Origin of the sequence: Pseudomonas triticicola (genome assembly GCF_019145375.1) — a bacterium.
GTDB lineage: Bacteria > Pseudomonadota > Gammaproteobacteria > Pseudomonadales > Pseudomonadaceae > Aquipseudomonas > Aquipseudomonas triticicola.
The window spans coordinates 3,571,644-3,588,848 of sequence record NZ_JAHSTX010000001.1 but is presented as its reverse complement, the minus strand read 5'-3'; the positions used below and the strand labels follow the sequence as shown (position 1 = coordinate 3,588,848).

At 60.1% G+C, this 17,205-nt stretch carries 15 protein-coding genes; 8 read left to right on the top strand and 7 right to left on the bottom strand.

All coding sequences use genetic code 11. The features are described from left to right. Window positions 1-9 precede the first annotated feature (9 nt). The gene (locus tag KVG85_RS16015; protein ID WP_217864341.1) at window positions 10-2,115 is read right to left on the bottom strand and encodes a TonB-dependent siderophore receptor; all 2,106 of its coding nucleotides are present in this window, start codon (window positions 2,113-2,115) and stop codon (window positions 10-12) included. An 88-nt stretch (window positions 2,116-2,203) separates the two neighbouring features. Beyond that, entirely contained in the window at window positions 2,204-3,361 is a 1,158-nt protein-coding gene (gene algW / locus KVG85_RS16010; protein ID WP_016770590.1) for a Do family serine endopeptidase AlgW, read from the bottom strand. Between the two features lie 104 nt (window positions 3,362-3,465). On the opposite strand from algW, the gene KVG85_RS16005 reads away from it, so the two are divergent. The 4 genes from KVG85_RS16005 to cysN all read left to right on the top strand — a co-directional run bounded on the left by KVG85_RS16005 (window position 3,466) and on the right by cysN (window position 7,789). Then, window positions 3,466-4,224 (top strand): Nif3-like dinuclear metal center hexameric protein, encoded by a 759-nt coding sequence (locus KVG85_RS16005; RefSeq protein ID WP_217864340.1) that lies wholly within the window; start codon window positions 3,466-3,468, stop codon window positions 4,222-4,224. A 249-nt stretch (window positions 4,225-4,473) separates the two neighbouring features. Then, the gene (gene cysD / locus KVG85_RS16000) at window positions 4,474-5,391 is read left to right on the top strand and encodes a sulfate adenylyltransferase subunit CysD (protein ID WP_016771664.1); all 918 of its coding nucleotides are present in this window, start codon (window positions 4,474-4,476) and stop codon (window positions 5,389-5,391) included. 119 nt (window positions 5,392-5,510) lie between these two features. Continuing rightward, window positions 5,511-5,837, top strand: coding sequence for a four helix bundle protein (locus KVG85_RS15995; RefSeq protein ID WP_225926842.1), 327 nt, complete (start codon window positions 5,511-5,513; stop codon window positions 5,835-5,837). Between the two features lie 53 nt (window positions 5,838-5,890). After that, entirely contained in the window at window positions 5,891-7,789 is a 1,899-nt protein-coding gene (cysN, locus tag KVG85_RS15990; RefSeq protein WP_217864339.1) for a sulfate adenylyltransferase subunit CysN, read from the top strand. Window positions 7,790-8,085: 296 nt separating this feature from the next. Here the strand turns inward: cysN and yihG are convergent, their stop codons facing one another. The 3 genes from yihG to KVG85_RS15975 are packed head-to-tail and all read right to left on the bottom strand — an operon-like array spanning window position 8,086 to window position 11,469. Continuing rightward, window positions 8,086-8,991, bottom strand: coding sequence for a 1-acylglycerol-3-phosphate O-acyltransferase, YihG family (yihG, locus tag KVG85_RS15985; protein WP_039759338.1), 906 nt, complete (start codon window positions 8,989-8,991; stop codon window positions 8,086-8,088). Continuing rightward, complete coding sequence (gene pta, locus KVG85_RS15980) at window positions 8,992-11,091, bottom strand: phosphate acetyltransferase (protein WP_024011632.1); 2,100 nt, start codon at window positions 11,089-11,091, stop codon at window positions 8,992-8,994. A gap of 51 nt (window positions 11,092-11,142) precedes the next feature. After that, complete coding sequence (locus KVG85_RS15975; RefSeq protein ID WP_073473919.1) at window positions 11,143-11,469, bottom strand: DUF3565 domain-containing protein; 327 nt, start codon at window positions 11,467-11,469, stop codon at window positions 11,143-11,145. Between KVG85_RS15975 and KVG85_RS15970 the strand changes: the two genes are divergently transcribed. The 3 genes from KVG85_RS15970 (at window position 11,438) to KVG85_RS15960 (ending at window position 13,788) form a co-directional block, all read left to right on the top strand. Beyond that, window positions 11,438-11,923: an FKBP-type peptidyl-prolyl cis-trans isomerase gene (locus KVG85_RS15970; RefSeq protein ID WP_016771661.1), complete on the top strand. Its 486-nt coding sequence runs from the start codon at window positions 11,438-11,440 to the stop codon at window positions 11,921-11,923. The two genes, KVG85_RS15975 and KVG85_RS15970, sit on opposite strands and share 32 nt — an antisense overlap. 123 nt (window positions 11,924-12,046) lie before the next feature. Next, window positions 12,047-12,529 carry a glutathione peroxidase gene (locus KVG85_RS15965; RefSeq protein ID WP_016771660.1) on the top strand — a complete coding sequence of 161 codons (483 nt, stop codon included), beginning with the start codon at window positions 12,047-12,049 and terminating at the stop codon, window positions 12,527-12,529. 155 nt (window positions 12,530-12,684) lie between these two features. Further along, window positions 12,685-13,788, top strand: coding sequence for an NADH:flavin oxidoreductase (locus KVG85_RS15960; RefSeq protein ID WP_217864338.1), 1,104 nt, complete (start codon window positions 12,685-12,687; stop codon window positions 13,786-13,788). Window positions 13,789-13,915: 127 nt separating this feature from the next. Here the strand turns inward: KVG85_RS15960 and KVG85_RS15955 are convergent, their stop codons facing one another. Beyond that, window positions 13,916-15,115: a glycosyltransferase family 4 protein gene (locus KVG85_RS15955; RefSeq protein ID WP_217864337.1), complete on the bottom strand. Its 1,200-nt coding sequence runs from the start codon at window positions 15,113-15,115 to the stop codon at window positions 13,916-13,918. 40 nt (window positions 15,116-15,155) lie between these two features. Further along, entirely contained in the window at window positions 15,156-15,908 is a 753-nt protein-coding gene (cysZ, locus tag KVG85_RS15950) for a sulfate transporter CysZ (protein ID WP_217864336.1), read from the bottom strand. A gap of 312 nt (window positions 15,909-16,220) precedes the next feature. On the opposite strand from cysZ, the gene trxB reads away from it, so the two are divergent. Then, window positions 16,221-17,183 carry a thioredoxin-disulfide reductase gene (gene trxB, locus KVG85_RS15945; protein ID WP_016771656.1) on the top strand — a complete coding sequence of 321 codons (963 nt, stop codon included), beginning with the start codon at window positions 16,221-16,223 and terminating at the stop codon, window positions 17,181-17,183. Window positions 17,184-17,205: the final 22 nt, after the last annotated feature.

Below are 17,205 nucleotides of genomic sequence, written 5' to 3'. Positions count from 1 at the left end.
GACGTCCTTTTACAGGTTGAGTGTCAGGCTGACGGTGAAATTGCGTGGTTCGCCGGGATTGACCCAGTAGTTGCTGTAGGAGCGCTCGTAGTATTTTTCGTCGAAGATATTGTTCAGGTTCAGACCGACCGTGACGTTGTCGCTGGCCTTGTAATGTGCGAGCAAATCCACGGTGTGGTAGGCCGGCAATTCGAAGTCGCTGCCGGACTCGCCCGAACGATCGCCGACGTAGGTGAACGCTGCACCGACGTCTGAACCGCGCAGTCGGCCATCCTGAAATTCATACACACCCAGCAGACTGCCGCTGCGTTTGGCCACGCCGAGGATGCGGCTGCCGGTGGGAATGGTCGCGTCACCCTTGGTCACCTCGGCGTCGATGTAGGCGAAGGCGCCGATGACCCGTATCGCGTCGGTCACCTGGCCGCTCACTTGCCAATCGAAACCCTGACTGCGTGCCTTGCCCATGGCGCGGCTGGTGTCGGTGCCCGGATCGAGGGCGAGAACGTTTTCCTTGTCGATGTGGAACAAGGCGAGGGTGCTGCTCACGCGCTCATCAAACAGCTCGTTCTTGATCCCCACTTCGTAACCGACGCCTTCTTCCGGATCGAAGGATTTGCCGGAACCATCCAGGCCGTTGTTCGGTTTGAACGAGGTCGAGGCGTTGGCGAACAGGCCGGTATTAGGCGTGAGCTGATAGAGCAGGCCGGCGCGTTGAGTCAGTGCGTCGTGGCGCTGCTGGCTTTTGGCGTTGCGGCTGTGATCGTCGATACGCTGATCGAAATGCTCGAAGCGCGCGCCCACCATGCCGCGCAGCTTGTCGGTGAAGATGATCTGGTCCTGCAGGTTCAGTGCATGACTTTCGACGTGTTCGAAGAAGTCGGTGCCCGAACGTACGCCATTGGGTTTCGGCTGGCCGTAGACCGGCTTATAGATGTCGATGGCGTAGGGGCCGCCAGCAATGGTGGTGACGCGTTCGTCCTTGCGGTAATTCTCGTACTCGGTGCCGATCAGCAATTCGTGCTGCCACGGCCCGAGGTTGAACAGACCGCGCAGTTCCAGTTGGGTGATGCTGTCGTGCCAACTCGTGTCGCGTTCGCGCAAGCGGCGGTTGACCGTGTGGCCGTCGGCGTTCAGCGGTCGTGCTTCGGAAGCGTCGCCCCAGAGCTTGCCTTCCTTGTAGTGACTGGCCAGGCGCAGCTTCCAGCTGTCGTTCAGATGGTGTTCAAGAGTGGCCTGGAGCAGGTTGTTGTGGTTATCGATGTTGCCGTCGTTGGGTTCGCCCAAGAACGTCGAGCGCGATACGCCGCTCCATTTGTTGTTCGGCGCCACGACGCCACGATCGAACGTCGAGTTGTGACGGACGATTTCGCTTTCCACCAGCAGTGAGGTGTCCGGGTTCAACTGCCAACTGATCGAAGGCGCGACGAAGACCCGCTGGCTGTCGACGTGGTCGCGAAAGCTTTTGTTGTCTTCTACGGCGAAGTTGATGCGCGTGAGCACATTGCCCTGATCATCGAGGGGCGTGTTGACGTCCAGCGCGGTGCGATAGCGGTCCCAACTGCCGGCGCTGGTTTGCACAGTGGTGAACGCTTCGGGCTGCGGCTTCTTGGTGACGATGTTCACCGTGCCGCCCGGATCTCCCCGGCCGTAAAGGCTGGCGGCCGGGCCTTTGAGCACTTCGATGCGCTCGATGTTCGCTGCATCCGGCGTGCTCGGGTAACCGCGATTGGCGCTGAAGCCGTCCTTGTAGAACTCCGAGGTGGTAAAGCCGCGCACGCTGTATTCGTACAGGGTCAGGCCGCCGAAGTTGTTCTGCTTCGACACGCCGCCGGCAAAATCCAGCGCGCGTTCAACGCTGGTGCTGCCCAAATCCGAGAGCACACTGGCCGGAACGACGCTGATGGCTTGTGGGATATCGCGAATCGCCGTGTCGGTTTTGGTCGCACTGGCCGAGCGAGTCGCGCGATAACCGCTGACCGGGCCGGTGGGTGATTCGTAGTCGGAAGTGACGCTGATGGCTTCCAGCTCAACGGGCTGCGGCTCATCGGCGAAGGCGGGATCGCAGAGCAAACCCAGAGTCAGGCCCAACAGCGAGGCCTTTTTGCGAGACGACATGTTATGTTGTTCCAATTGGTAGAATTGAAACAATATAACATGCCTGTTGAGAATGTCTGTTATTCGCGCCACTGGCGCGAAAACATTTTTACTCTTCTTTTTCTTTCACCGGTGCCGGTGGTGGACGCAGGCCGATTTCAGCCGTCAGCTTCAGCTCTTTGCCGTTGCGCATGACCTGGATCGTCACCTTGTCGGTCGGTTTGATCCGCGCCACCTGGTTCATCGAGCGGCGACCATCGCCGGCCGGCTCGCCATCGATGCTCAGAATCACATCGCCCAGTTGCAGGCCGGCTTTCTGCGCCGGGCCGTCACGGAAGATTCCGGCGACGACAATCCCCGGGCGCCCGGACAAGCCAAACGACTCCGCCAGTTCCTGAGTCAGCGGTTGTACTTCGATGCCCAGCCAGCCACGAATCACCTGGCCGTGCTCGATGATCGACTTCATCACTTCCATCGCCAGTTTCACCGGGATGGCAAAACCGATGCCTTGCGAGCCGCCGGATTTGGAAAAGATCGCCGTGTTGATACCGGTGAGGTTGCCGTTGGCATCGACCAGCGCACCGCCGGAGTTGCCCGGGTTGATCGCCGCATCGGTCTGGATGAAGTCTTCGTAGTTGTTCAGGCCCAACTGATTACGGCCGGTGGCGCTGATGATGCCCATGGTCACGGTCTGGCCGACGCCGAACGGGTTGCCGATGGCCAGCGCGACGTCACCGATGCGAATGCTGTCGGAGCGGCCGACGGTGATTGCCGGCAGGTTTTTCAGATCGATTTTAAGGACAGCAAGGTCGGTTTCCGGATCGCTGCCGATCACCCGCGCGAGTGTTTCGCGACCATCCTTCAGCGCCACGACAATCTGGTCGGCGCCGCTGGTGACGTGGTTGTTGGTAAGGATGTAGCCTTCCGGGCTCATGATCACCCCGGAACCCAGGCTCGATTCCATGCGCTTCTGTTTCGGCGAGTTATCACCGAAGAAGCGGCGGAACTGCGGATCCTCGAACAGAGGATGCGCCGGTTTGTTGATGACCTTGGTGGTGTACAGGTTGACCACCGACGGTGCGGCGATGCCCACCGCGTCCGCATAGGACACCGGCCCCTGTTGCACGATCGTTGTCTGTGGCGCCTGTTGCAGATTGACGTCGAGGCTCGGCAGCCCGACCCACTCGGGGTAACGCTGAATAATCAACAGAGCGATAAGCACACCGGCCAACAGCGGCCAGCCAAAAAAACGCAGCGCCTTGAGCATTAAGCACGTTCCTGGAAAGGTTGCAGGCGAGGTCAGACCGCCCATAATGTCGCGCATTATACGAGGCCGCGCGCGCCTCTGAACGGGATATTTAGGAGTCTTTCATGGCCGTTGCCCTCAGCACCCTCGTCGAAGAAGCCGACCGTTACCTGGGCAGTGCGAAAATTGCCGATTATTGCCCCAACGGATTACAGGTCGAAGGCCGCCCGCAGGTGATGCGCATCGTCAGTGGCGTCACCGCCAGCCAGGCGTTGCTCGATGCCGCCATCGAAGCCGAGGCCGACCTGATCCTGGTCCACCACGGTTATTTCTGGAAAGGCGAAAATCCTTGCGTCACGGGTATGAAACAGCGCCGCTTGAAAACCCTGCTCAAGCACGACATCAGTCTGCTCGCCTATCACCTGCCGCTGGATCTGCACCCGGACGTCGGCAACAACGTGCAACTGGCGCGTCAGCTCGACATCACTGTCGAAGGGCCGCTCGACCCGAGCAATCCGAAGGTCGTCGGGCTGGTCGGTTCACTGAATGAGCCAATGACTGCGCGAGATTTCGCGCGCAAGGTTCAGGAAACCATGGGCCGCGAGCCGCTGCTGATCGAAGGCAGCGGCATGATCCGCCGCGTCGGTTGGTGCACCGGCGGCGGCCAGGGCTATATCGATCAGGGCGTGGCGGCGGGGGTCGACCTTTTCATCAGCGGCGAGGCCTCCGAGCAGACTTTCCACAGTGCGCGGGAAAACGACATCAGCTTCATCGCCGCCGGCCACCACGCCACCGAGCGCTATGGCGTACAGGCGCTGGGTGAGTATCTGGCGAAGCGTTTTGCCCTTGAGCACATCTTCATCGACATCCCGAACCCGATCTGAACTCACCGCAAACCCCTGTGGGAGCGAGCCTGCTCGCGAAGTCGTCAGACCTTCAATACAAAGGTGCCTGACACTCCGCTTTCGCGAGCAGGCTCGCTCCCACGTTCGGCCCTGACGGCCGAACTGGTGGGCATATTCATATACCCTTTCGATCTAGTTGGCGTCCTGATTAGAAGAGGTCGCTGTGCTAGGATTCCTCGCTCGAACACGGCCCGCTGGCCGTTCATAAGAAAGCTTTCGTGAGTAGCCATGGTCGACAAACTGACGCATCTGAAACAGCTGGAGGCGGAAAGCATCCACATCATCCGCGAGGTGGCCGCCGAGTTCGATAACCCGGTGATGCTGTACTCCATCGGTAAAGACTCCGCCGTGATGCTGCACCTGGCACGCAAGGCGTTCTTCCCGGGCAAACTGCCGTTTCCGGTGATGCACGTCGACACCCGCTGGAAATTCCAGGAAATGTACAAGTTCCGCGACAAGATGGTCGAAGACTTGGGCCTGGACCTGATCACCCACATCAACCCCGATGGCGTGGCGCAGAACATCAACCCGTTCACCCACGGCAGCGCCAAGCACACCGACATCATGAAAACCGAAGGCCTGAAACAGGCACTCGACAAGCATGGTTTCGACGCAGCGTTCGGCGGCGCCCGTCGCGATGAAGAGAAGTCCCGCGCCAAAGAGCGCGTGTACTCGTTCCGCGACAGCAAGCACCGCTGGGACCCGAAAAACCAGCGTCCAGAGCTCTGGAACGTCTACAACGGCAAGGTCAACAAGGGCGAATCCATCCGTGTGTTCCCGTTGTCGAACTGGACCGAGCTGGACATCTGGCAGTACATCTATCTCGAAGGCATCCCGATTGTGCCGCTGTACTTTGCCGCCGAACGCGAAGTGATCGAGAAGAACGGCACGCTGATCATGATCGACGACGAGCGCATCCTCGAGCACCTGTCCGATGAAGACAAAGCGCGCATCGTGAAAAAGAAAGTGCGGTTCCGCACCCTTGGCTGCTACCCGTTGACGGGCGCGGTGGAGTCCGAGGCCGAAAGCCTGACGGACATCATTCAGGAAATGCTCCTGACGCGAACTTCCGAGCGCCAGGGCCGGGTCATCGACCACGATGGCGCAGGCTCCATGGAAGACAAAAAACGTCAAGGTTACTTTTAAGCTTCGAGTTACAAGCGGCAAGCTGCAAGTTAAAGGCGGTATGAATAGCTTTGCAGTTTGGCGCTTGCAGCCGGTTGCTGCGGGCCGGAATCGGATGACTCGTAATGGATTTCTAGAGACTGGTTGTATGGCAGCGAAGCAAATGTCTGGCGGTGAGGATTTTCAAAGAGTTTGCGCGGTGCGGGGATTTTGGATTCAAGGATCAGATCACCCGTTCTGCACTTTCAGTGCCTTCCAATATCGCTGAAGGCATGGAGCGTCGGAGTTGCAAAGAAAAGGTTCATTTTCTTTGGATTGCGAAAGCTTCTTGTGGAGAGCTGCGCACCCAGATCCTGATAGGCCGAGATATCGCTTACATCGCAGAACCACTGGCTGAAAATTGGATTATGGAGACCCGAGAGCTTTCTAGGATGCTGGTTGGGTTGATCAACAAAATTTCTGACTAGCTGTACGCCGACAAGCTTGCCGCTTGAAGCTTACAGCTTGGAGCTTGAATGCAATGAGCCATGCTTCTGATTTGATCAGCGAGGATATCCTCGCCTACCTGGGCCAGCACGAACGTAAAGAGCTGCTGCGCTTTTTGACCTGCGGTAATGTCGATGACGGCAAGAGCACCCTGATCGGGCGCCTGCTGCACGACTCGAAGATGATCTACGAAGATCACCTCGAAGCGATTACCCGCGATTCGAAGAAAGTCGGCACCACCGGTGACGACATCGACCTGGCGTTGCTGGTCGACGGTCTGCAGGCCGAGCGTGAGCAGGGCATCACCATTGATGTCGCCTACCGCTATTTCTCCACCGCCAAGCGCAAATTCATCATCGCCGACACCCCCGGCCATGAGCAGTACACCCGCAACATGGCCACCGGTGCGTCCACCTGTGACCTGGCGATCATTCTGGTCGACGCTCGTTACGGCGTGCAGACCCAGACCCGTCGCCACAGCTTCATTGCTTCGTTGCTGGGTATCAAACACATCGTCGTCGCCATCAACAAGATGGACCTGAAGGACTTCGACGAAGGCGTGTTCGAGTCGATCAAGGCTGACTACCTGAAGTTCGCCGAAGGCTTGAAGATGAAGCCGACCAGCATGCACTTCGTGCCGATGTCCGCCCTCAAGGGCGACAACGTGGTGAACAAGTCCGAGCGCTCACCGTGGTACACCGGCCAGTCGCTGATGGAAATCCTCGAGACTGTGGAAGTGGCGGGCGATCGCAACTTCACCGATCTGCGTTTCCCGGTGCAATACGTCAACCGTCCGAACCTGAACTTCCGTGGTTTCGCCGGCACCCTGGCCAGCGGCATTGTGCACAAGGGCGACGAAGTCGTGGTGCTGCCGTCGGGCAAGAGCAGCCGCGTGAAGTCCATCGTCACTTTCGAAGGTGAACTGGAACACGCCGGTCCCGGTCAGGCGGTAACGCTGACCATGGAAGACGAAATCGATATCTCCCGTGGCGACCTGTTGGTGCATGCCGACAACGTGCCGCCGGTCACCGACAGCTTCGAAGCGATGCTGGTGTGGATGGCTGAAGAGCCGATGCTGCCGGGCAAGAAATACGACATCAAACGCGCCACCAGTTACGTGCCGGGCTCGATCGCCAGCATCGTCAACAAGGTCGACGTAAACACCTTGGAAGAAGGCCCGGCGAGCGCGTTGCAGCTCAACGAAATCGGCAAGGTGAAGATCGCGCTCGACGCGCCGATCGCCCTCGACGGTTACGAAAGCAACCGCACCACCGGCGCATTCATCGTCATCGATCGCCTGACCAACGGCACCGTTGGCGCCGGTATGATCGTCGCTCAGCCTTTAGCGCATGGCACTGCAACCCACCACGGCAAATTGGCCCACGTGGCGACTGAAGAGCGTGCCCAGCGCTTCGGCCAGCAACCGGCCACCGTGCTGTTCAGCGGCCTGTCCGGCGCGGGCAAAAGCACCCTGGCGTATGCGGTCGAGCGCAAGCTGTTCGACATGGGCCGCGCGGTGTTTGTACTGGATGGCCAGAACCTGCGTCATGACTTGAACAAAGGTCTGCCACAGGATCGCGCCGGGCGTACCGAGAACTGGCGTCGTGCCGCGCACGTGGCGCGCCAGTTCAACGAAGCGGGGCTGCTGACATTGGCCGCGTTCGTCGCGCCGAGTGCCGAAGGTCGCGAGCAGGCCAAGGAACTGATCGGCAAGGATCGCTTGCTGACGGTCTATGTGCAGGCCTCGCCAACCGTGTGCGCCGAACGTGATCCGCAAGGTCTGTACGCCGCTGGCGGCGACAACATCCCGGGCGAATCCTTCCCGTACGACGTGCCGCTCAATGCAGATCTGGTGATCGACACGCAGTCGCTGAGCCTGGAAGAAAGCGTCAAGCAAGTGCTGGAGCTGCTGCGTCAGCGTGGTGCGATCTAAGGTAGAAGCAGCGACAAGCTTCTAGCTGCAAGCGGCAAGAAAAAGCCCGCCGATGAGTGATCATCGGCGGGCTTTTTTTGTGCCGGCTGATCGTTCCCACGCGCAGCAAAGGAATGCCTCATTGGACGCTCCGCGTCCGCTTCGTCAGGGACGCGGAGCGTCCCGGGCTGCATTCCCACGCGGAGCGTGGGAACGATCAACTGTGGGAGCGAGCCTGCTCGCGAAAGCTTTGTCTCATTCAACATCTTTGCAAGCTGATCCACCGCTTTCGCGAGCAGGCTCGCTCCCACAGGGGGTTATCGGTGACCTGGATATTCGCGGTGCATCTGCTCCAGCAACGCATCCTTGTCCAGCCACAGCTGGTTGATCCAGCCCTGAAACTGCAAGCGGTACTCGCCGTCCTGATCGTAGTTCTTGCCGATGAAGGCCGGCGGGATTTTGATTTCTTCAAAATGCACCACCACATCGCGCACATTGCCGCAGAGCAAATCCCAGAACCCTGGACGCCCCGCTGGATAATGAATCGTCACGTTGACGATCGACTCCAGCTGTTCGCCCATCGCATCCAGCACAAAGGCGATCCCGCCGGCCTTGGGCTTGAGCAGGTACTTGAACGGTGACTGCTGTTGCGCATGCTTGCCTTCGGTGAAGCGTGTGCCTTCGACGAAGTTGAAAATCCCCACCGGGTTATGGCGGAATTTCGCGCAGGTCTTGCGCGTGGTTTCCAGGTCCTTGCCTTTCTTTTCCGGGTGTTTTTCCAGGTACGCCTTGGAGTAGCGCTTCATGAACGGAAAGCCCAGCGCCCACCAGGCCAGGCCAATCACCGGCACCCAGATCAGCTCCTGCTTGAGGAAGAACTTCAGCGGTTGGATCTTGCGGTTGAGCACGTATTGCAGCACCAGAATATCCACCCAGCTCTGGTGGTTGCTGGTGATCAGGTACGAGTGCTGATAGTCGAGGCCCTGCAGGCCGCTGAGGTGCCAGCGGGTGCGCCGTACCAGATTCATCCAGCCTTTGTTGTTGCTGATCCACGCCTCGTGGGTGTGGCTCATCAGCCAACCGGCGATGCGCTGGGTAAAGGCAAACGGCAGGGCCTTGACCAACGCCACGCAGAACAGGAACGAGCACAGCAGAATCGTGTTGAGCGCCAACAGCAGCGAGGCGATCACGCCGCGCACGGGGGCGGGTAGAAAATCCAGCATTTACACATCCATAGGTCGGTTGGCGGCTTGAATCGCGGTGAGCGCGATGGTGTAGACGATGTCATCGACTTGCGCGCCGCGCGGCAGGTCGTTCACCGGTTTGCGCAGGCCTTGCAGCATCGGCCCGAGGCTGACGCAATCGGCGCTGCGCTGCACGGCTTTGTGCGTGGTGTTGCCGGTGTTCAGATCGGGGAACACAAACACCGTGGCGCGCCCGGCGACCTGACTGTTCGGCGCCAGTTGCCGCGCGACGTCGGCGTTGGCGGCGGCGTCGTATTGCAAAGGGCCGTCGATCAACAGCGAGTTTTGTTGCTCATGGGCGAGCAGGGTTGCCTCGCGGACTTTCTCGACTTCTTCACCGCGGGCCGATTCGCCGCTGGAATAGCTGATCATTGCCACTCGTGGCGTGATACCAAAAGCGGCCGCCGAGTCGGCGCTTTGCAGGGCGATCTCGGCCAGTTCGGCAGCGCTCGGGTGCGGGTTCATCACGCAGTCGCCGTAGACCAGCACTTCTTCCGGAAAGAGCATGAAGAACACTGACGACACCAGCGTGCAGCCCGGTGCGGTCTTGATCAATTGCAAGGCCGGGCGGATGGTATTGGCGGTGGTGTTGATCACACCCGAAACCAAGCCGTCGACCTCATCCAGCGCAAGCATCATGGTGCCGATCACCACGGTGTCTTCCAGTTGTTGCTCGGCCATCGGTGCGTTGAGGCTTTTGCTCTTGCGCAGGGCGACCATCGGCTCGACGTAACGCTCGCGGATGTGGTCCGGGTCGAGAATTTCCAGACCCGGCGGCAGCACGATGCCTTGGGCGCGGGCAACCGCTTCGACGTCTTCGGGTTTGGCCAGCAATACGCAGCGGGCGATCCCGCGCTCCTGACAGATCGCCGCTGCTTGCACGGTGAACGGCTCGCTGCCTTCGGGCAACACGATGCGCTTGTTCGCCGCTTGCGCGCGCTGGATCAATTGATAGCGGAACACCGCCGGCGACAGGCGCATTTCCCGAGGCGTGCCGCAGCGCTGATGCAGCCAGTTCGCGTCGAGGTGGCTGGCGACGAAATCGGTGATGATCTCCGCGCGCTCGCGGTCATCGATCGGGATTTCCTTGTTCAGGCCATTGAGCAGATTGGCGGTGTCGTACGAGCCGGTGCTCACCGACAACACCGGCAAACCGGCCTGCAAGGCGCCACGGCACAGGTCCATGATGCGCGGGTCGGGCAGGGTGTCGCTGGTCAGCAGCAGGCCGGCCAGCGGCACACCGTTGATCGCCGCGAGGCTGACGGCGAGGATGATGTCGTCGCGATCGCCCGGCGTCACCACCAGCACGCCGGGCTTGAGCAGCTCGACGGTGTTGCGCATGGTCCGTGCGCAAATGATGATTTTGCTCATGCGCCGGGTTTCGTAGTCGCCGGCGTTGAGCACTTGCGCGCCCATCAGGTCGGCGACGTCGCGGGTGCGCGGCGCATTGAGTTCCGGCTGAAACGGGATGCAGCCAAGCAAGCGGAAATCACCGCTGCGCAGCAACGGCGAATGTTCCTTCAGACGCGTGGCGAAGGCGTCCATGCTTTCGTCGGTCTTGACCTTGTTGAGGATCACCCCGAGGACCTTCGGATCTTTCGGGCCGCCGAACAATTGCGCTTGAAGCTCGACACGGCCAGAAAGCTCGGCGAGCACTTCGTTTTCCGGCGCCGAGACCAGAATCACCTCGGCATCCAGGCTCTTGGCCAGATGCAGATTGACCCGCGCGGCGTAACTGGCGCTGCGGGTCGGCACCATGCCTTCGACCACCAGCACGTCTTTGCCGACCGCCGCCTGCTGATACAGGGCGATGATTTCTTCGAGCAGTTCGTCGAGCTGACCGTCGCCGAGCATGCGTTCGACGTGCGCCAGCCCCAACGGTTGCGGCGGTTTCAGGCCATGGGTGCGCGCCACCAGTTCGGTGGAACGTTCAGGGCCGGTGTCGCCCGGGTGCGGCTGGGCGATCGGTTTGAAGAAGCCGACTTTAAGGCCGGCGCGTTCAAGCGTGCGCACCAGCCCGAGGCTGATGGAGGTCAGACCCACGCCAAAATCGGTGGGGGCGATAAAAAAAGTTTGCATGGGAATTCTCTATGCAAGGGTGTCAGCCTATGTCTGGCCGACTACCGAAATTCAGTCGCCAAGGTTAGCGCTAACCGAGCCTTGTGCACACCAACCGCAGGCAAAGGGTTGACCTGTTTTTTCAATACGTTGCGCCGGATCGAGGACCCAGGCGCGGGTTTGCCACGGCGGCTGGTGGCGCAGGTGCTGGGTGTGGCCACAGGAAAGCTCGACCACCCAATGGCCGTCTTCGTCCTGATGAAAGCCGGTGATGGTCGAAACCCGTTTGTCCGGGTTGTGGTCGCTTTCACGCGATTGCTTCGCTAAACTTGGCCTTTCTATATTCTTATGCAAAAGGTCTCGCCCCATGCTGATCGCCGCCAATAAGGCTGTCTCCATCGACTATACCCTGACCAACGACGCTGGTGAGGTCATCGACAGCTCCGCCGGCGGCGCTCCGCTGGTTTACCTGCAAGGCGCAGGCAACATCATCCCGGGCCTGGAAAAAGCCCTTGAAGGCAAAGCTGTCGGCGACGAGCTGAAAGTAGCCGTTGAGCCGGAAGATGCTTACGGTGAATACGCCGCTGAACTGGTCAGCACCCTGAGCCGCAGCATGTTCGAAGGCGTTGACGAGCTGGAAGTCGGCATGCAGTTCCACGCTTCGGCGCCGGACGGCCAGATGCAGATCGTCACCATCCGTGATCTGGACGGCGACGACGTCACCGTTGATGGCAACCACCCTCTGGCCGGTCAGCGCCTGAACTTCGAAGTGAAGATCGTTGATATCCGCGACGCCAGCCAGGAAGAAATCGCTCATGGTCACGTCCATGGCGAAGGTGGCCATCACCACTGATTTTCTGCGCTAAGCTTCGAGTACTGGAGAGGCGCCTGTGGGCGCCTTTTTAGTCCGCGGCTGTCCTTGGTGGCCTCGCCAAGTGGCTGTTTCGAGTAGAACACGAGAATCCTGGAGTTCGGCATGAGTGCTTTTCACGACCTTAAGTTGACAGCCCTGGATGGTCAGGAGCTACCGCTGGCGCCGTTCAAGGGCCAAGTCGTGCTGGTGGTCAACGTGGCCTCCAAATGCGGCTTGACCCCTCAGTACGCGGCACTGGAAAACCTCTACCAGCAATACAAAGATAAAGGCTTTGCTGTGCTGGGCCTGCCGTGCAACCAGTTTGCCGGTCAGGAGCCAGGCTCGGAGAAAGAAATCCAGGAGTTCTGCAGCCTCAACTATGGCGTGACCTTTCCGTTGTCGAGCAAGCTCGAAGTCAACGGCCACGAGCGGCATCAGTTGTATCGCCTGCTGGCGGGCGAGGGCGCCGAGTTTCCCGGTGACATCACCTGGAATTTCGAGAAGTTTCTGCTCGGCAAGGATGGCCGGGTGCTGGCGCGGTTCTCGCCGCGCACCGCGCCGGATGATCCGACAGTGATTGCCGCGATCGAAAAAGCCTTAGCCTGAATCAGAAAATCGCAGCATTGAGCTGCGATTTTTTTTGCCTGCCTTTTGACCCTTAATCATTCAGATCAATAGTGCTGTCACGCGAAGGACGTGGCGGATATTATCGCCGTCATATCGATTCATGCCTGTCGCCAACGTTTTCGTGGAGCCTCTCGATGCCTGTTCAAGCCCTGTTCAAACCGTTCCACCTCGGTGCCCTCGAACTGCCGACCCGCGTGGTCATGGCGCCAATGACCCGCTCGTTCTCGCCGGGCGGCGTGCCGAATTCCAAGGTCATCGAATACTACCGTCGTCGTGCGGCCGCCGGGGTTGGCTTGATCATCACCGAAGGCACCACGGTCGGCCACATCGCGTCCAACGGCTATCCGAACGTCCCGCAATTCTTCGGTGATGCACCGCTGGCCGGCTGGAAAAAAGTGGTCGACGCCGTGCACGCCGAGGGCGGCAAGATCGTCCCGCAATTGTGGCATGTCGGCAGCGTACGTCGCCTCGGCACCGAGCCGGACGCCAGCGTGCCGGGTTACGGTCCGTCGGAGAAACTCAAGGACGGCCAGGTCGTGGTGCACGGCATGACCAAGCAGGACATCCAGGACGTGATCGCTGCGTTTGCCCAGGCTGCCACAGATGCGCAAAGCATCGGCATGGACGGTGTGGAAATTCATGGCGCCCACGGCTATCTGATCGACCAGTTCTTCTGGGAAGGCAGCAACCAGCGCACCGACGAATACGGTGGCAGCCTGGCCAACCGTTCGCGTTTTGCCATCGAATTGATTCAAGCGGTGCGCGCGGCGGTCGGTGAAGGCTTTCCAATCATCTTCCGCTTCTCGCAATGGAAGCAGCAGGATTACACCGCGCGTCTGGTACAAACCCCCGAAGCGCTGGGCGAGTTTCTCAAGCCGCTGTCCGACGCTGGCGTGGACATTTTCCACTGCTCGACCCGACGCTTCTGGGAGCCGGAGTTCGACGGTTCGGATCTGAACCTTGCTGGCTGGACCCGCAAGCTGACTGGCAAACCGACCATCACCGTGGGCAGCGTCGGCCTGGACGGCGAGTTCCTGCAGTTCATGGTCAACACCGACAAGGTCGCGCAACCGGCCAGCCTGGAAAACCTGCTGGAGCGTCTGAACAAAGAAGAGTTCGACCTGGTAGCAGTGGGCCGCGCGCTGCTGGTCGATCCGGACTGGGCGCAGAAAGTCCGTGACGGGCGTGAGCAGGACATTCTGCCGTTCAGTCGTGAGGCGTTGATGACCTTGGTCTAAGCGGCGCCAGTTCGAACCATTCGCGAGCAGGCTCGCTCCCACCTTCGACCGCATTCCATCTGAAAGAATGCAGTACCCATGTGGGAGCGAGCCTGCTCGCGAAAGCTGTTTCTATGTCGCCGAAAATCTAAGGTTGTGCCTGAGCCCCAGTCACCACCAGCTCCCCCACACAAGCCCCACGCAAATACCCCTCGAACTGCTCGATAATTGCCCCCCAGCCCTGGCGACTGCCATGCTGCCGCGCATTCAGCCTGACGCAGCGCAACCGCTCATCCTCCTCCAGCAACCATGCCGCCGCTTCGCAAAACGCCTGCTCATCGCCGGGCATGGCTGACACGCCGTTGTAGCCGTGGCGAATATGCTGCGCCGCCGCTGCCTGATCATAGGCAACAACGCCGAGTCCCGAAGCCAGGGCTTCCAGCACCACATTGCCGAAGGTCTCGGTGAGGCTGGGAAATACGAACAGATCCCCTGAGGCGTAGTGCGCTGCCAGCGCTTCCCCGCGCTGTGCTCCGCAGAAAATCGCCTCCGGCATCTCTTTTTCCAGCGCCGAACGCTGCGGGCCATCTCCGACCACGATCAGCTTCAGATGGCGCTGTGGATAAGTCGCAGACAGGGTTTCAAAGCAGCGTTTGAGCAGCCCCAGATTCTTCTCCGGGGCGAGCCTTCCTACGTGGATAACCGCGATATCCGTATCAGAGAGCCCCCATTGCTCACGCAACGCGCTCTGACGTTTACTCGGATGAAACAACTGGCTGTCCACCCCCCGCGACAACAACGCCAACCGCTCGAAATGCCGCCGCTCCAGCTCCAGCCGCTGACTGATACTCGGCACCAAGGTCATTGCCGAACGATTGTGAAACCAGCGCAGGTAATGGGTCAGCATCCGCGTCAGCAGGCCGAGGCCGTACTGGCTGGTGTATTGCTGGAAGTTGGTGTGAAAACCGCTCACCACCGCAATCCCCAGGCGCCGTGCCGCACGCAGTGCCGACAACCCGAGCGGCCCTTCCGTGGCGATGTACAGCACATCCGGACGTTGGCGTTTCCAGCGCCGCAGCAGCTTATGCATCGACGATTGGCCCCACTGCAGCCCCGGATAGCCCGGCAACGGCCATCCGCGACACAGCAACAGTGCATCGTCTGTGCTGCGTTGCGGATCGCCGGCCTGGCGCGGACGCACCAGCTCCACCTGATGCCCACGTGCGCGCAGACCCTCGCACAAGCGGCCAAGGGTATTGGCCACGCCGTTGATTTCCGGTGGGAAGGTTTCGCTGATAAGGGTGATATGCAGAGCTGTCGTCATGACCTCAGTGTCGGCTGAGGCCATGTCGACGTTGTGACGTTCGGATGATGGATTTGTGACGCGGTCAGTGTTGAATCACCAGATTCTCGGCACCGCGCTCACGCACCCAGAACAGCGTAGCCCCGGCCACCGCCGCCGGCATCATCAGAATGTTGACCACCGGAATCAGCAGCACCAGATAGACGATCCCGCCAAAGCTCATACTCTGCCAGCGTTTCTGCCGCAGCCAGGCGAGCATCTCGTTCCAGCCCAGCTTGTGGTTGTCCGCCGGGTAGTCGATGTACTGGATGGCCATCATCCACACACCGAACAGCAGCCATAACGGCGCGGCGACAATATTCACCACCGGGATGAAGGAGAGGATGAACAGGCCGATGGCGCGCGGCAAGAAGTAGCCGAGCTTGCGCATTTCCCGGGCGAGGGTGCGCGGGATCATCGCGATCAGTTCGCCCCAGCTGAACGCCGGGAAATCATCGGTGCCGCGCACCACCACTTCGACTTTTTCCGCGAGGAAGCCGTTGAACGGTGCGGCAATGATGTTGGCGAGCATGGTGAAGGTGAAAAACACCATCAAGGCCACGAGGACCACGAACAGCGGCCAGAGGATATAGCTGAGGAAACTCAGCCATTCAGGCAACGACGGCATCAGTGTGTCGACCCACAGGCTGAACTGGTGGCCGGCCAGATAGATCAATCCGACGAACAGCACCAGGTTGATCGCCAGCGGCAACAACACGAACAGGCGCAGGCCAGGGCTCAGGACCAATGTGAGGCCTTCGCGCAGGTATTGCGGGCCTGACAGAACAGGGGCGGGCATAAGGTGCTCCGAAGCAAGGGAAAACGCGCCGACGTTACCGGCTTTGCCCCAGCGGCGAAAGCGCGGCAGAGCAATCGACATTCACTGTAACAAAGAGGTCTATGTCGTCAGCGTCTCGGCATAGAGACCACCTATGAGCTGGATTGTTAAACCGTATTTCCTTAATCTTGCCCCCCTCGATACGCTGCACCCAACTTTTTACAGGACTGTCGAGTTCAAGCCTTCCCCAAGGTGTCCACGGTCCTTTTTTATTCCGCCGGCCGTCCGGCGTCCGCGCCAGATTTTTCATGGCCGGCCAACAGGAGCAGATTCATGTCTGAAGTCCGTCATTCGCGAGTGATCATTCTCGGTTCCGGCCCCGCCGGTTACAGCGCTGCGGTCTACGCGGCACGCGCCAACCTCAAGCCACTGCTGATCACCGGCATGCAGGCCGGCGGTCAACTGACCACCACCACCGAAGTCGACAACTGGCCGGGTGATGTTCATGGTCTGACCGGCCCGGTGCTGATGGAGCGCATGCGCGAGCACGCCGAGCGTTTCGAGACCGAGATCGTTTTCGATCACATCAACGCCGTGGACTTCGCTGCCAAGCCGTACACCCTGACCGGCGACAGCGCCGTCTATACCTGCGATGCACTGATCATCGCCACCGGTGCCAGCGCCCGCTACCTGGGCCTGCCGTCGGAAGAAGCGTTCATGGGCAAAGGCGTGTCGGCCTGCGCGACCTGCGACGGTTTCTTCTATCGCAACAAGCCGGTCGCTGTGGTTGGCGGTGGCAACACCGCTGTCGAAGAAGCGCTGTACCTGGCCAACATCGCCAGCACCGTGACTTTGATCCACCGTCGCGAAACCTTCCGCGCCGAGAAGATCCTGATCGACAAGCTCAACGCCCGTGTGGCCGAAGGCAAGATCATCCTGAAGTTGAACGCCAACCTGGACGAAGTCCTCGGCGACAACATGGGCGTCACCGGTGCGCGTCTGCGTAACAACGATGGCAGCTTCGACGAAATCAAAGTCGACGGCGTGTTCATCGCCATCGGCCACACCCCGAACACTTCGCTGTTCGAAGGCCAACTGACTCTGAAGGACGGTTATCTGGTTGTGCAGGGCGGCCGTGAAGGCAACGCAACGGCGACCAGCGTCGAAGGCATCTTCGCTGCCGGTGACGTGGCTGACCACGTTTACCGTCAGGCCATCACCTCGGCCGGTGCCGGTTGCATGGCGGCGCTGGACACCGAGCGTTACCTGGACGGCCTGCAGAACGCCACGTTCTAAGACCGCAGGGCATAAAAAAACC

Excerpts from the sequence above, each read along its gene's own strand:
- pta (WP_024011632.1), bottom strand. The coding sequence starts at position 11,091 with ATGCAAACTTTTTTTATCGCCCCCACCGATTTTGGCGTGGGTCTGACC.
- KVG85_RS16005 (WP_217864340.1), top strand. The coding sequence starts at position 3,466 with ATGGCCGTTGCCCTCAGCACCCTCGTCGAAGAAGCCGACCGTTACCTG.
- KVG85_RS15975 (WP_073473919.1), bottom strand. The coding sequence starts at position 11,469 with ATGGAGACAGCCTTATTGGCGGCGATCAGCATGGGGCGAGACCTTTTG.
- cysD (WP_016771664.1), top strand. The coding sequence starts at position 4,474 with ATGGTCGACAAACTGACGCATCTGAAACAGCTGGAGGCGGAAAGCATC.
- yihG (WP_039759338.1), bottom strand. The coding sequence starts at position 8,991 with ATGCTGGATTTTCTACCCGCCCCCGTGCGCGGCGTGATCGCCTCGCTG.
- cysN (WP_217864339.1), top strand. The coding sequence starts at position 5,891 with ATGAGCCATGCTTCTGATTTGATCAGCGAGGATATCCTCGCCTACCTG.
- algW (WP_016770590.1), bottom strand. The coding sequence starts at position 3,361 with ATGCTCAAGGCGCTGCGTTTTTTTGGCTGGCCGCTGTTGGCCGGTGTG.
- KVG85_RS15965 (WP_016771660.1), top strand. The coding sequence starts at position 12,047 with ATGAGTGCTTTTCACGACCTTAAGTTGACAGCCCTGGATGGTCAGGAG.
- KVG85_RS15960 (WP_217864338.1), top strand. The coding sequence starts at position 12,685 with ATGCCTGTTCAAGCCCTGTTCAAACCGTTCCACCTCGGTGCCCTCGAA.
- KVG85_RS15970 (WP_016771661.1), top strand. The coding sequence starts at position 11,438 with ATGCTGATCGCCGCCAATAAGGCTGTCTCCATCGACTATACCCTGACC.
- cysZ (WP_217864336.1), bottom strand. The coding sequence starts at position 15,908 with ATGCCCGCCCCTGTTCTGTCAGGCCCGCAATACCTGCGCGAAGGCCTC.
- trxB (WP_016771656.1), top strand. The coding sequence starts at position 16,221 with ATGTCTGAAGTCCGTCATTCGCGAGTGATCATTCTCGGTTCCGGCCCC.
- KVG85_RS15955 (WP_217864337.1), bottom strand. The coding sequence starts at position 15,115 with ATGGCCTCAGCCGACACTGAGGTCATGACGACAGCTCTGCATATCACC.
- KVG85_RS16015 (WP_217864341.1), bottom strand. The coding sequence starts at position 2,115 with ATGTCGTCTCGCAAAAAGGCCTCGCTGTTGGGCCTGACTCTGGGTTTG.